Here is a 13,304-nt window from a genome sequence, read left to right on the forward strand (position 1 = left end):
GACCTCCAGAGCGCCGGCATGCCCGACGTCACGGACCCGTTGGCGGGACCAGGCGTGGACCCGCTGGGACACGACCCCGCAGTCGGGGCAGGCATCGGCGATGGTGTCAGCCCGAACGACGACCCGTCTCCCGCCCAGGGGCAGGTCGATCGCGTCGATGACGTGGTAGTCGGGCAGGTTGAAGATCACGCTCGCAGCATCATGCTGCGAGCACGTAGGCTCGATCACAGCTCGTGGTCCTTGTTCTCTGGGCGGATGTCTCGCAACACCCATCCCAGCGCAAGGCCACGAGCCCTTGCGTCAACGACCCACCACACTCAACTACGAACAGCCTGTAAATGGCCTCCGCCACTTCTTGCGGTTGGTTGAGACTCGGCCATTGACTTCGGCTGACGAACCCCAAAGGATCTGCGCCTATCCTCACCACGAAGTGCGGAACATGTCGACCGAGCGCCCAACCCATCTCTTGAAGGCACCATGCACTCTCGTTGAACGCAGCATGGTTGATTGCGACGAATGCATCCATGGTGCGCAGAGCATTCTCAATCTGCTCCTGCCACGGCTTGGTGACCTCCATGGTTTCGTGTGCCACGAAGCCGTGAACACCTAACGTTGCAAGCTCTTGAGCAACATCGCTTACAAACTTCTTATGTTGGGCTGAGTGGGAAAGAAATACGGCTCTTCACAAAAGAGAGTGGAGTCGGGGTCTGAATCCGCCGGCGTCCAGGAGTGCTCGGGCGATGTAGTGGGTCAGGTTCCGGAAGCCCAGCGCGGTGCCGCGCAGGTGTTCGAGGCGGCCGTTGATGGCCTCGGTGGGTCCGTTGCTGGTGCCGGGGTGGTCGAAGAACGCCAGGATGTCGTCGCGGCGGCGTTTCAGGGTCCGTCCCAGCGTGATCACCTCGCCCAGGACCTTGGGGACCCCGGTCGAGATCGCTTCGATCAGCGCGGCCATCTGCTGCTTGCCCTCGGCTCGTGAGGGCTGGCGGTAGGCCGCGATGATCCGCTGGTAGACGGCCCAGGTGGCCTCGACCTCGACGTGGGCGTCATCGGCGAACACCGCGCTGATCCGGGCGCGTTGCTTGTCGGTGAGCAGGCCGGTGCTGGTCCGCAAGGCCCGGCGGATCCCGTAGAGCGGATCACCGCAACGGCCCCGGTGGCCGCGCGTGGCCTGCTGGACCCGCTGGCGGGTCTGGTCCAGCTTATCTGCGGCCAGTGCGACGACATGGAACGGATCCATCACCTCGGTCGCCTCGGGTAGTTCTTCGACCGCGGCGCTCTTGAAGCCGGTGAATCCGTCCATCGCCACCACCCCGACCCGGTCACGGAAGGCTGGGCTCTGGTCGGCCAGCCAGTCCTTGAAGACCTTCTTGGAGCGTCCCTCGACCATGTCGAGCAGCCTGGCCGGTCCTCGTCCCTCCTTGACGGGGGTGAGGTCGATGATGACGGTGACGTACTTGTCGCCGTGGCGGGTGTGGCGCCATACGTGTTCGTCGACCCCGATGACCTCCACCCCGTCCAGGCGGGTCGGGTCGTTGATCAGCAGCGCCCGTCCGGCGGCCAGGATCGCGGTGTTGGCGGTGTTCCACGCCACCCCGAGGGCCTGGGCGATCCGGGTGACCGACATCCGGTCGATCACCAGCGATTTCAGCGCCCAGGTGATCGCATCCCGGCTCAGTTTGGAGCGTGAGGGCGCGGCTGGGCGCATGTCCTGGCGCCAGACCCGCTCACACGACGGGCAGCGGTAACGGCGCACCCGCACCGCCAGGATCGTCGGCCACCACCCGAACGGGACATGCGCCAGCTGGCGCGTCACCATGTCCTTGGCGATCCCGGCGCCACCACAGCCCGGACACCGGTCACCGGCTTGCAGCACACGGCAGGTCAGCACGGTGTGGTCGGGCGCGACCTGCTGGCCGACCACGGTCAGGCCGAGACGATCCAGGCGGCAGAACTCGTCCAGGCAGGGCGACGACAGGGGTGACGTAAGCTGGGACATACGGGCCTTGGGCTTGGCGATGACGGCGTAGGAACCTCCATCTTCCAACTCCAGGGCCCTCCTTCATGCCCTCGTCCAGCTCACCCCCGCCCAGCACCTACACCCTGGATTGTGAAGAGCCAGAAATACACGAGTGAATCCAGGCCGCCAATTACTGGCAGTGTCTGCCGACTCAATGGCTTCAGTGACTTCCGACTCCTCAATCTCGAACACCACCGAATAAAGCTCAACCAGAATCGGATCTCCAACCTTCGCAAGAACATCGTTCAGGTCCGGGCCATATTGATCATCGCCCAACAGGTCGATATTGAACTCACCCAGTAAGAGATTAGTCTTTTGCCACGTCCAGTCTGCAGTGCTGAGCTGGTCGACAAGCTGGCTTTTGAGTCTGAACCGCTCCGCATGTGACATCGCCATGGTGCAACTCTACGGGTGCCGAGAGGCTGCCACGAGAATGTGGACCAGAGCCGCGAAGCAACACTCACATCCCGATACCACGTCGACACTCCCGGCCCCTCCGCCGAGAGCCCAGGACAGAAATGACGCTGCGATGCGCTGGCCAAGCTGAGAACTGAGCCGGCCCAGGCAATCCCTTGACCTACGCTCGGGCCCCGGCCTCTGCCTGCTCGCCCGGGCCTGTCCCGACGAGTGACCGAAGTGGGCCACCTTTCGCGAGGGTGACCAGCTCGTCGTCGCCAAGCTCGACCGCGCGCCCCGCTCACTGAAGGACATACTTGACTTGGATGCCGAGATCCGCACCGAGTTGAGGTCCTACGTGGCGGGGGCAAAGTCAGGTGATCAGCTTCAAGGTTCAGCGTCTGGTTATGAAGAAGAGGGGGAACGCAATACCGCTATTCCTGAGAAAGCTCTCAGGGAGAGATACGGTGCGGGGGTGAAGAAGATCATCATCGCCCCCCTGTGCGGACTGTCCGCCCTACTTACCCTGACTGGCTGCAGCACGCCGTCCTCCACTCCCGCCGAGTCACCTGCGGTGGCCACGGCGTCACCAGCAGCGAACACCCCGTCCGAGACACCGATGGAGATGGACGTTCCCCCGTCGGTCATGCCCGCCGACCTGATCCCCGCCGGCCTCGACACGTCAGGCTCCGGGACCAAGTGGGGCTTCATCTCGGCCCAGGGAGCCGTGGGCGTCTTCCGCCTCCCGTCGGAGGAGTCGGACTACTGCAAGAAGGCGAATGCCCACCTCAAGAAGTCCTACACAGTGAACAAGTTGGACGGATTTACTCCCTACAAGTGCGTCACGGTGGCGGTCGACAACCGTCAGGGCCAAGGGACCGTGAACATGTACGGTCTGCAACTTCTGGACTCAGAAGGCAAGGCGTACGACTCGGTGGGTCTCTCCGATGACAAGGGCTGGATGTACTCCGGCAAGAACTACGAGGGGGGCGACACGACTGTCTACAACGAGGGTGTCGAGCTGTCCAACAGCGGCAATGAGTTCTACCTCAACCCCGGTGCGAAGGGGAAGAAGACCCTCTTCTTCAAGGAGATCCCGGCCAACCCTGCGCACGTGTGGGTGATGCCGAACGGTGGGTTCGAGCAGGTCGAAGCCATGCCTGTCGGAGAGCTCTGAGGATCTGGCGCCGCACGACGACGCCGGTGCTGAGCACGACGGCCCCCTTCGCCAAGACAGCGACGCACGGCGAGACCCGCACCGAAAACTGACGGTCCGGCGAGTCAGACTCGTCGACCCCCGCCACGAAGCACCAAGCTAGAACAGCCAAACACGCTAGCCAGCTAGACCAGCCAGACCAGCCAGACACGCCTGAGGGGTGCAGTATCCCTGACGGCAGGACCGCCTCCAAGGTCTGTACCCCCGCAGATAAGTTGGCCCGTGGGGCTTGGATCCCACCGCCGCATCCCAGAGAGCACGCACACATGACACTGGAAATCCCCGTACGCCTGACCCAGCGTGAGTTGGAGTCGACCTTGTGGGCCGCCGCGAACGCGTTGCGCGGGCCGGTCGATCCGGGCGACTTCAAGGCCTACGTCTTCCCGATCATGTTCTTCAAGTGGATCTCCGACAACTGGGACTACAAGCACGCGCAGGCCCTCGCCGAGTGGGGCGACGAACTCACCGACGACATCGAGTACAGCGACTACCAGCCGTTCGTCGTCCCCAAGGGCTGCCACTGGGCCGACGTGCACGGCACCACGTTCAACCTGGGCAACAAGGTCGCCCTCGCGCTGGGGCGCATCGAGGAGTCGAACCGCGACCTGGTCGGCGTCTTCGGCGACGTGAACTGGGCCAACCCCGAACGCCTACCCGAGACCGCACTCGCGGCCCTGCTGGACGCGTTTCACGGCCTGACCTTGGACCCCGACCACGTGAACGGCGACCTTCTCGGTGCCGCTTATGAGTACCTGCTGCGGGAGTTCGCCGAGGCATCCGGCAAGAAGGCCGGTGAGTTCTTCACCCCCCGCCACGTCGTGCACCTGCTGGTGAAGATCCTGGATCCCCGGCCGGGCGAGTCGATCGTCGACCCGGCGTGCGGGTCGGGCGGCATGCTGGTCGAGACGGTGAACGAGGTCCGTGCGGCAGGCGGCAACCCCGACAGCCTGCGCCTCCACGGCCAGGAGGTGAACCTGACCACGTCTGCGATCGCGAAGATGAACCTGTACCTCCATGGTCTGGAGGACTTCGACATCAAGCGCGGTGACTCGTTCCGCGAGCCGAAGTTCCTCGACCGCGGCAAGCTGCAGAAGTTCGACGTGGTCATCGCGAATCCGCCGTTCTCCCTGCAGAACTGGGGTGCAGCCGCCTGGACCCACGACCCGTACGGCCGGGTGGTCTGCGCGGTCCCGCCCGCCAAGAACGGCGACTACGCCTGGATCCAGCACATGATCGCTTCCGCCAAGGACGACACCGGCCGGGTCGGCGTGGTCATGCCTCACGGCGTCCTGTTCCGCGGCGGCAAGGAAGGCGACATCCGCCGCTGCCTGCTGGAGAAGGACCTGCTGGAGGCCGTCATCGGCCTGCCGAACAACCTGTTCTACTCAACATCCATCCCCGTCTGCCTGTTGATCTGGCGCAAGACCAAGAGGGCGGAACGTCAGGGCAAGGTGTTGTTCGTCGATGCCTCGGCACGCTTCAAGCCGGGCAGGAACCAGAACACGATGGACGATGCGGACATCGAGGTCATCCACGCCGCCTACGCCAAGGGCGAGGATATCGACGGCGAAGGCGGGCTGAACCTCCGTTTGGTCGACATGGCCGAGATCGCCGGCCACGGCTACGACCTCAACATCGGTCGCTACCTGCAGACCCAAGCTGATGCCGAGGTGGACGTCGAGGCTGCCCTCGCTGCCTACCTGGATTCACGCGAGACATTGCGGGCCGCGGAGCGGGTTTTGGACGAGAAGTTGAAGGCGGCCGGCTTCAATGCGTGACGGATGGGACGAAGTCGCTCTCGGAGACCTTTTCGAGACCACTAACCAGCGACTCGGCCTACGAGCCGAGGAACCGGAGGTCTTCTCGGTCACTAAGTACGACGGGGTCGTCCGGGCGAGCGAGTATTTCGACAAGCGGATCGCGTCCGCGAAGCTGGACGGCTACAAGGTGCTCGAACCCAACGACTGGGCCTACTCGACCATCCACATCGATGAAGGCTCGATCGCCCGGAACCGCCTTGGCGTCGCCGGCGTCGTCAGTCCGATGTACACGACCATGCGACTCAAGTCGGCGAAAGCCCTCCCCTACTTCTGTGAACTAGTCCTTCGCAGTCCTAGGATGCTCGCGCTATACGGGGACGTTCAGCAAGGAAGCATCAACCGGCGGAGAAGCCTTCCGTGGAAGGTGTTCTCTGCCCTGACGATCCCCCTCCCTCCCTTGCACGAGCAGTGGCGCATCGTGGACCTGATCGGTGCACTCGACAACACCATCGCAGCTGCCGAGGAGTCGCTGGCTCGCACAGCGCAGACGCAGGAGAGGCTTCGCGAAGTGATCCCTGGGGGCGATTCGCTCCCGATCGGCTCCGTCCTGTTCGGCATCGACTCTGGGACAAGTACCAAGCCAGTCGTCGGCGACGGTGCTCCCGTTCAGGTACTCAGTTTGGCGGCGGTACGTCCAGGTCGCTTCCGCCCCGCAGCGGTGAAGGATGTCGGTCCGGCTCAGTTACCAGCGAAGGCTCTGCTGCGGGAGGGTGACCTGCTCATCACTCGCTCGAACACGCCCGAACGCGTCGGCTACGTGGCGGTTGCCCGTGGCGTTCCAGACAGGACCTACATCCCTGACCTGATCTGGCGGCTCGTTGTCGACGAGTCTATGGTCAGCCGGGACTACCTGGCGCAACTGCTGTCCTCGCCCACGATGAGGGCCCGGATTACTGCTTCCGCCACGGGGACGAGCCAGTCCATGCAGAAGATCAACAAGACCAACTTCTCGGCCCTCCGCATCCCTGTCCCGGACGCTTCTGCGCAGTGTGCCTATGTCGCGCCCATCTTGGCCTTCGATGATGTGGCGATGGAGCAAGAATCGACGGTCTCCAATCTTCATGCCCTCCGCTCCAACCTGCTGACGGCCTTGTTGTCGGGTGAGCATGAGATTCCTGAGTCGTACGACGAGTTGTTGGAGGAGGCATCGTGACGAACGCGTGGGTGGTGCGTGCCGGCAGTCAGGGTGAGCACGAGCAGTTCAACCTCGAGAACCAGGTGGCCACGATCAGCTTTCAGATGGTGGGGGACGTCACTTCCTGCCAGAGGCGGGAGGACGTTCGGGCGATCGTCGATGCGGCCTACCCGGAGGACCCGGGTGCCAGGCGGGCAAACACCACGGGCCAAGTGTGGGCGTTCCGTGCCTCCATCAAGCCGGGTGATCTGGTGGTGATGCCCTCGAAGCTGCGGCCGGGCTACCTGTATCTGGGCCGCTGCACCGGACCGTTCCGGTATGACGCGCAGGAGACCAATGCGTCGCGCCGCAAGCAGCTCCCTGTCGAGTGGAAGTCTGATCCGGTGGCGAAGTCGGCGATCAAGGACGATCTGCTGAACTCGCTGAACAGCATCGGGACGGTGTTCAACCCGACCCGCAACAACGCGGCCGCCCGTCTCGAACAGGTCTGGTTGACGTCCGAGGACCCGGGCAACGGCTCGTACGGCTCCTCCATCGCATCGGTCAACCATCCCGCCGCCTCGTCACCTACCTCCGGTGACGATGGCCCCGGGGACGTGAGGGACCCGGAGACGGTTCCGACCTTGGAGGCGATCCGGGACCGGATCAGAACGCACCTGGTGGAGAACTTCTCCGGGCACAAGCTGACCCGTCTGGTCGCCGACATTCTGGAGGCTCTCGGGTTCTCGTGCGAGGTCTCGCCCGCTGGCCCGGACGGCGGGGTGGACATCCTCGCCGGCCGCGGGCCGCTGGGCCTGGACTCACCGACCCTGATCGTGGAGGTCAAGTCCGAGCCGGGACCTGTGGGGGCGCCGGTGGTCCGTGGCCTGCACAGTGCCCGGACCCAGCACAACTCCGACCAGGCCCTGCTGGTCGCGTGGGGCGGGGTGACGAACGCGGCCCGCAAGGAGTTCGAGCGCGACCGCACGTTCTTCCGCGTCTGGGATGCCGAAGAGGTCCTCGACCGGCTGTTCGCCACCTACGACCGGCTGCCCCGCGACACCCAGGGGAAGATCCCGCTCAAGCAGGCCTGGGTGCTGGATGAGGAGACGGCGTGAGCGGCCTGGATGAGCGCCATTCGGTGCAGCAGCCGATCGTGGACCGGCTGGTCGAGCTGGGCTGGACCCACGTGCCCGGTGAGCAGCTGGGCCGGGAGATCGAGCAGGTGTTCCTCGAGTCCGATCTGGTCGCGGGCCTGCGCCGGCTGAACCCGCTGATCGATGAGGAGCCGGGCCGGGCCGGTGAGGTCATGAAGGAGCTGCGGGCCCTGACGTTGGCGGTCGAGGACGACGGGCTGGTCGAAACGAACCGTGCCATGGCCGCCTGGCTGCGGGGGCTGCGGACCCACAAGTTCGCCGGCCTGCCACGGCATAGCCCGGTCCGGCTGATCGACCTGGAGCACCCGACCAACAACCGGCTGGTCGTGGCCGATGAGGTCACCTACGGCACGATCGGGCGCAAGGCCCGCTTCGACATCGTGCTCTACGTCAACGGGATCCCGCTGGTCGTGATCGAGTGCAAGACCGCCGTGGATCGCAAGATCTCCTGGCTCAAGGGCGCCCGCGAGGTCGCTGACCACTACCAGCCGGGCTGGCCGGCGTTCTTCGTCCCGAACGTGTTCAACGTGGCCACCGAGGGCAAGGAGCTCGCCTACGGTACGACGGGGGCGCCGCTGGACTTCTGGGAGCTGTGGGGCCCGGCCCGGACCGCGCCCAAGCTCACCGACGTCCTGGAGTCGGTGGCCAGCCTGCTCGCGCCGGCCACCGTGCTGTCGCTGCTGGATGACTTCACGCTGTATGAGGAGCCCCAGGACAATCTCGGTGGCGGGCTGAAGAAGCTGATCGCCCGCTACATGCAGTACGACGCGGTCCAGCTGATGGCCGCCCGCGCCCACGACGGCCTCAAGCGCCGTGGCCTGATCTACCACACCCAGGGCACCGGCAAGACGCTGGCGATGGTCTTCGCCGCCGCGAAGATCCTGCGCGACCCAGCCCTGGAGAACCCGACGATCGTGCTGATCGCCGACCGGGTGCAGCTGGTCAACCAGATGTGGGACCAGTTCCGCACCACCGGCATGCCGCGCCTCCTCACCCCGCCCAACGCCGCCGACCTGCGCGCCAAGCTGGGCGACAAGGAGCACGGCGGCACCGACCAGCGGGGCCTGATCTTCTCCACCGTCCACAAGTTCGCCGGCGCCCCCGCCGACCTGAACACCCGGCGCAACATCGTGGTCCTGGTCGATGAGGCCCACCGCACCCAGGAAGGCGGCCTGGGCCTGACGATGCGCGCCGCGCTGCCGAACGCCCTGTTCTTCGCGTTCTCCGGCACCCCGCTGGCCGAGCTGGACCGCAACACCTTCGCCACGTTCGGTGACCCCGACGACCCGGGCAAGGCCCTGCACACCTACACCTCCGACCAGGCGATCGCCGACGGCGTCGTCGTCCCGATCCACGTCGCCCCGCGACTGGTGCGCTTCCAGCTCGACAAGGACAAGCTCGACGAGGCGTTCGAGCAGCTCGCCGCCGAGGAGAACCTGTCCGAGGAGGAAGCCGACATCGTCAGCCGGCGCGCCTCGCGGGTCGGCACCTTCTTCTCCAACCCCGCCCGCATCCGGGCGGTGTGCGCCGACATCGTGGAGCACTTCTACTCCACGCTCGACCCGCTGGGCATGAAGGCCCAGATCGTCGTCTACGACAGGGCCGCCTGCGTGGACTACCACCGCGAACTCACCCGCCTCCTCCAGGCCCGCTACACCGCCGGTGAGCCGCTGGACGAGGCCGCGGTCGTGATGACCCTGGTCGGGGGCAAGGACGACGACAAGGACTGGGACGACTACGGGCTGACCGACACTCAGGAGGGGGATCTGCTGAAGCGGTTCCGCACGTTCGGGGACCCGCTGAAGTTCCTGATCGTCACCGCCAAGCTGGGCACCGGCTTCAACGCCCCGATCGAGGGCGTCATGTACCTGGACAAGCCGCTGAAGAAACACACCCTGTTCCAGACCATCACCCGCACCAACCGGACCTGGAAGAACCCGCAGACCGGCCAGGAGAAGCGCTACGGCCTGGTCGTGGACTACGTCGGCCTGGGCGACGGGTTCGCCCGCGCGATGGCCCCGGCCAACCCCGACCAGGAACAGCGCAGCATCGAGGTCGACGGGCTGATCGACATCTTCGAGAACGGCCTGAAGCTCGCGATGCGCCGCTTCGCCGGCCTCGACGTCACCCACGTCGGCGCCACCACCCTGCTCCAGGCCCAGCAACGCGTCCCCACCAGCGACCTGGACGACTTCGCCGCCGAGTTCAACATGCTGGAAGGCATCTGGGAAGCCGTCGCCCCCCACACCCGGCTGCTGGCGCACAAGGACCCCTACCGGTTCCTCGCCAAGGTCTACGCCTCCCTGCAGCCCTCCTCACGCGACGACGAAATCGTGTGGATCCGGGTCGGCGCGAAAACCCTGGAGCTGGTCCACGCCCACATGGGCGAAGTCACCGTCGACGCGACCCGACCCACCGTCGTGATCGCCGACACCGACACCATCCGCCGCCTGGCCGAGGAAGGGCTGCTGCCAGACATCACCGACGTCGAGCACAAGAGCGCCGATGAGGTCATCGACACCATCGCCAACCGCCTCAAGAAGCGGATCGCCGGGCCCAACGGCGACCACATCATCTACCGCTCCCTGGCCGAACGCCTCGACAGCCTGCGGATGCGGACCCTGACCGCCGCGGAGAACTCGATCGAGTGGCTGCGCGAGCTGTTCACCGTCGCCAAGGACCTCACCGCCGCCGAAAAGGCCGAGGACGAGCAGGGCCGTACCGGCCTGGACCTGCTGCCCAACCCCAACATCGGCGCCCTGACCCAGATCTTCCGCGAATACGCCCCACCCGAGACCCCGACCATGATCGAACGGGTCGTGACCGATATCGACGCCCTGGTCAGCCAGATCACCGCCGGCGACCGAGACTGGCTCAACGCCCAAAAAGCCGACCGCGCCGTCCGCCGCGGCGTCCGCGTCGTCCTACGCAAATACGAACTCCACACCGTCGACGGACTCTTCGAACGCGCCTACGACTACATCGCAGAACACTACTGATTGCCGCTCAACTGTCGAGGTCAGAGATTTTCGACGGCGGTTCCTGGCCGACCGGCTTGAGCTGTCATCGTCCTGGGTGGGCTCCGCACCAGTCGACAAGTAGCGTTCGCGTATGACCATCGAGATCGAGGACCTGCGCCTGCAGTGGCCAGCGGAGCTCTTCACAGCCGAGGCCGAGGACCTGCTCCGCAGCGGCTACGCAGGAGACACCAACGCCGTGAAGCTGCTGTTCTGCGAGGCGTTCGCCGAGGGCACCGGGGAAGGTCTCGTCGGTGAAGTCTGCGGAACCTCGGCATATCGCGGCCGGTGGCAACCCGGGACACCCTTCGACGATCCGTGGAACTCAACCGAGATCAACGGCATGCGCTCTCAGCGTGTGCCCCCCTCCAAGAGCCTCCTCGAGGAGACCGTGCGACGGGTGCAGGAGGGGAACATCCCTACGTTCGCCCCGAAGCGCTACTGGTCCAAACGACGACACGTCGAGCCGGAGGTCGAACCCCTCAGTGAGCAGGGTCTGCGTGAGGCCTTCATGTCCCTGCTGTGTGAGCTGGAGAAAATCGGCTACCTCGACCAGGCCACGGGGCCGAACTGCTGCGACTATCGGGGGGACCGGATCGCTGACGGCGAATCAGCGATCCAGCAGCGCACCGGCAAGAAGGCCGTGTGGCCCAGCCACGACCTCGGCCCAGCGTGGTGGCGGGCGCTGCCAGACGATGAGCTCTTCGACCTCATCGAGGTCTTCTTCGACCTTGTACAGCGTCCTCGGAAGAGCTACTGGCACGACTTCTGCGATGAGTGGGACTACGGCGAATACGACCAGCGGGCCGGACAACGCGTGTACCTCTGGCGAACCAACCAACTCTTAGCTCGATCCACCACCAACCTGCGCTTATCGGCCGAGGGCGAGGACCGAGGACTCCTGATCAGAGTCGTCCCCGACGAACGGGCCAACCTCCCCCACCGCGTCGCAGCCGCCGCCCGCGACGATCAAGAACGCACACGAATCGAACACTCCATAGCCTCGCAACGTTCCCGGCACCCAACCCGTGAGAGCCGACGCGAAGCTGTCCGCTCCCTCGCCGACGTACTAGAGAACCGGCGCGAAGAAGCAAAGACGATGTTGGGACGCAGGGACGAGAGTTCCCTCTTCCAGATCATCAACGGATTCGACCTGCGCCACATGAACCAATTCCAGCAAGCGGATTATGGAGAGGAGTTCCTTGACTACTTCTTCTGGACCTTGCTTTCGACGCTGGATCTGCTCGATCGCCTCGCGGAGCGGAAGACGAAGAACTCAGATCCAATGCGTACTCCGCAGCCTGTCCCCGACGCGACAGAGACGAGCCAGTGATCTCCGGGCCGGGCGAAGCTCGAACAGTCCAAGACCCAGATGCGCTGATGGACCCGACCTTGGAAGAACTACGCAGCCTCAAGTGCAGCCTTCCTCTGCGGGGCTGTCAGAGAGCGGCCGGACTACGACGGCCCAGATGATGTGGAGAAACGTGATTCGTGACGACGTGGTCGGCGCTCTAGTGGGGATGGGGGTGTCACCCAGCGTCCTGAAGGACTTCCCGGACCTCCCCGCAGACGTCGAGGGAATGCTGGTCTATGGAAGCCAGGCTCGCGGTGACGCGGTACCTGGTTCGGACGTGGACCTGCTAGCTCTTGTTGCCGTTCCCAGGCCCAGCACGCACTCCGGCGACGTGAACGTCAGCTACTACACCAGCGAGCAGCTCTCAACGGGCGTCGGCACACTGTTTGGATTCCATCTCAAGCGCGATGGCAAGGTCATCTGGGATGATCACGGACATCTGAGCAGAGAAGTCGCGGATATGGGCGAGGTCGATACCGACCGCCTCCTTGCCCGCGCACTGACCATGTCCCAGCTCTTCACAACTCCGGAGCGGGACCTGCCCAAGTATCTCCCCGGGCTCGTGCGACAGGCCCGCTACCTGTTGCGCAGCTGCCTGTATGCACAGGCGATTGCAGCAGGTGGCCCCTCCTTCTCCGTGCGCGAGCTCGCCGTCCGGCACAGCGACCCGCAACTGTCCGACCTCTTGGCCTCGCGGCAGTCAGATGAGCCGACAGTCACGGACTACGAGGTATGTCTTTCCCGACTACGCGGAATCATTGGAGAGTTCCCGCCGAGTGAGCATGGGTCTCTCGAGGCCACCATCGTCAATGAGTGGAGGCATCCCAGCGACGTACTCTCAATGGCGTTCATGGCATTGGGCATCACTGGTGAATATTCGCTTCACTGGGGTCCGTCTGTCGTGTGGTCGGGGGCCGGCGGGCTGATTCGGCGGTAGCGGGCTTGGGGGCCGGGTGTGGCGTGCTTGGGGGCCACCCTGTTTAGGCTCCTTCCGCCGTGTGTATAGGGCGCGCGGCGGAAGGAGTGGGTGTTCATGGTACGGAAGATCAGAGCGAAGCTGGTGTTGCAGTTGCGCGCCGAGGGCTTGTCCGGGCGCGCGATCGCGGCATCGCAGGCGATGTCGCGCAAGAGCGTCACGGCGGTGCTGGAGGCTGCTGATGCGGCCGGTGTCGGTTGGGAGGCGGTCGCCGACCGCCCGGAGGGCGAGGTGTAT

General features: G+C 65.0%; 10 protein-coding genes and 2 pseudogenes. 8 read left to right on the plus strand and 4 right to left on the minus strand.

What is annotated here, in order from left to right:
* The 4 genes and pseudogenes from GA0111570_RS16930 to GA0111570_RS17480 form a co-directional block, all read right to left on the minus strand.
* Positions 1-189, minus strand: a 189-nt coding sequence (locus GA0111570_RS16930; RefSeq protein WP_139283308.1) for a transposase family protein, incomplete at its 3' end; no start/stop codon positions are given.
* A gap of 10 nt (positions 190-199) precedes the next feature.
* Positions 200-664: pseudogene (locus GA0111570_RS18460) on the minus strand (toll/interleukin-1 receptor domain-containing protein); the annotation flags it as partial.
* 18 nt (positions 665-682) lie between these two features.
* Positions 683-1,996 carry an ISL3 family transposase gene (locus GA0111570_RS16940; RefSeq protein WP_092613847.1) on the minus strand — a complete coding sequence of 438 codons (1,314 nt, stop codon included), beginning with the start codon at positions 1,994-1,996 and terminating at the stop codon, positions 683-685.
* 63 nt (positions 1,997-2,059) lie between these two features.
* Positions 2,060-2,413 carry a hypothetical protein gene (locus GA0111570_RS17480; RefSeq protein ID WP_139283309.1) on the minus strand — a complete coding sequence of 118 codons (354 nt, stop codon included), beginning with the start codon at positions 2,411-2,413 and terminating at the stop codon, positions 2,060-2,062.
* A 475-nt stretch (positions 2,414-2,888) separates the two neighbouring features.
* Here GA0111570_RS17480 and GA0111570_RS16945 point away from each other — a divergent pair, with 475 nt between their 5' ends.
* The 8 genes and pseudogenes from GA0111570_RS16945 to GA0111570_RS16980 form a co-directional block, all read left to right on the plus strand.
* Complete coding sequence (locus GA0111570_RS16945; protein ID WP_139283310.1) at positions 2,889-3,590, plus strand: membrane lipoprotein lipid attachment site-containing protein; 702 nt, start codon at positions 2,889-2,891, stop codon at positions 3,588-3,590.
* Between the two features lie 305 nt (positions 3,591-3,895).
* Positions 3,896-5,407 (plus strand): type I restriction-modification system subunit M, encoded by a 1,512-nt coding sequence (locus GA0111570_RS16950; RefSeq protein WP_092613843.1) that lies wholly within the window; start codon positions 3,896-3,898, stop codon positions 5,405-5,407.
* Positions 5,400-6,602, plus strand: coding sequence for a restriction endonuclease subunit S (locus GA0111570_RS16955; RefSeq protein ID WP_092613844.1), 1,203 nt, complete (start codon positions 5,400-5,402; stop codon positions 6,600-6,602). Before GA0111570_RS16950 ends, GA0111570_RS16955 begins: the two co-directional genes overlap by 8 nt.
* Positions 6,599-7,681 (plus strand): restriction endonuclease, encoded by a 1,083-nt coding sequence (locus GA0111570_RS16960; RefSeq protein ID WP_217634247.1) that lies wholly within the window; start codon positions 6,599-6,601, stop codon positions 7,679-7,681. The genes GA0111570_RS16955 and GA0111570_RS16960 overlap by 4 nt, the downstream gene beginning before the upstream one ends.
* Positions 7,678-10,719, plus strand: a complete 3,042-nt coding sequence (locus tag GA0111570_RS16965) for a type I restriction endonuclease subunit R (protein WP_092613845.1) — start codon at positions 7,678-7,680, stop codon at positions 10,717-10,719. The genes GA0111570_RS16960 and GA0111570_RS16965 overlap by 4 nt, the downstream gene beginning before the upstream one ends.
* 112 nt (positions 10,720-10,831) lie before the next feature.
* Positions 10,832-12,070: a hypothetical protein gene (locus GA0111570_RS16970; RefSeq protein WP_092613846.1), complete on the plus strand. Its 1,239-nt coding sequence runs from the start codon at positions 10,832-10,834 to the stop codon at positions 12,068-12,070.
* A 136-nt stretch (positions 12,071-12,206) separates the two neighbouring features.
* Complete coding sequence (locus GA0111570_RS16975; RefSeq protein WP_092613849.1) at positions 12,207-13,028, plus strand: nucleotidyltransferase domain-containing protein; 822 nt, start codon at positions 12,207-12,209, stop codon at positions 13,026-13,028.
* 96 nt (positions 13,029-13,124) lie between these two features.
* Positions 13,125-13,304: pseudogene (locus GA0111570_RS16980) on the plus strand (IS21 family transposase); the annotation flags it as partial.

Origin of the sequence: Raineyella antarctica, from assembly GCF_900092135.1 — a bacterium.
In the GTDB taxonomy this organism is placed as follows: domain Bacteria; phylum Actinomycetota; class Actinomycetes; order Propionibacteriales; family Propionibacteriaceae; genus Raineyella; species Raineyella antarctica.

Bases quoted from the DNA above. Each gene is read 5' to 3' on its own strand.
- GA0111570_RS16940 (WP_092613847.1), bottom strand. From the start codon at position 1,996: ATGTCCCAGCTTACGTCACCCCTGTCGTCGCCCTGCCTGGACGAGTTC.
- GA0111570_RS17480 (WP_139283309.1), bottom strand. From the start codon at position 2,413: ATGGCGATGTCACATGCGGAGCGGTTCAGACTCAAAAGCCAGCTTGTC.
- GA0111570_RS16950 (WP_092613843.1), top strand. From the start codon at position 3,896: ATGACACTGGAAATCCCCGTACGCCTGACCCAGCGTGAGTTGGAGTCG.
- GA0111570_RS16955 (WP_092613844.1), top strand. From the start codon at position 5,400: ATGCGTGACGGATGGGACGAAGTCGCTCTCGGAGACCTTTTCGAGACC.
- GA0111570_RS16970 (WP_092613846.1), top strand. From the start codon at position 10,832: ATGACCATCGAGATCGAGGACCTGCGCCTGCAGTGGCCAGCGGAGCTC.
- GA0111570_RS16975 (WP_092613849.1), top strand. From the start codon at position 12,207: ATGATGTGGAGAAACGTGATTCGTGACGACGTGGTCGGCGCTCTAGTG.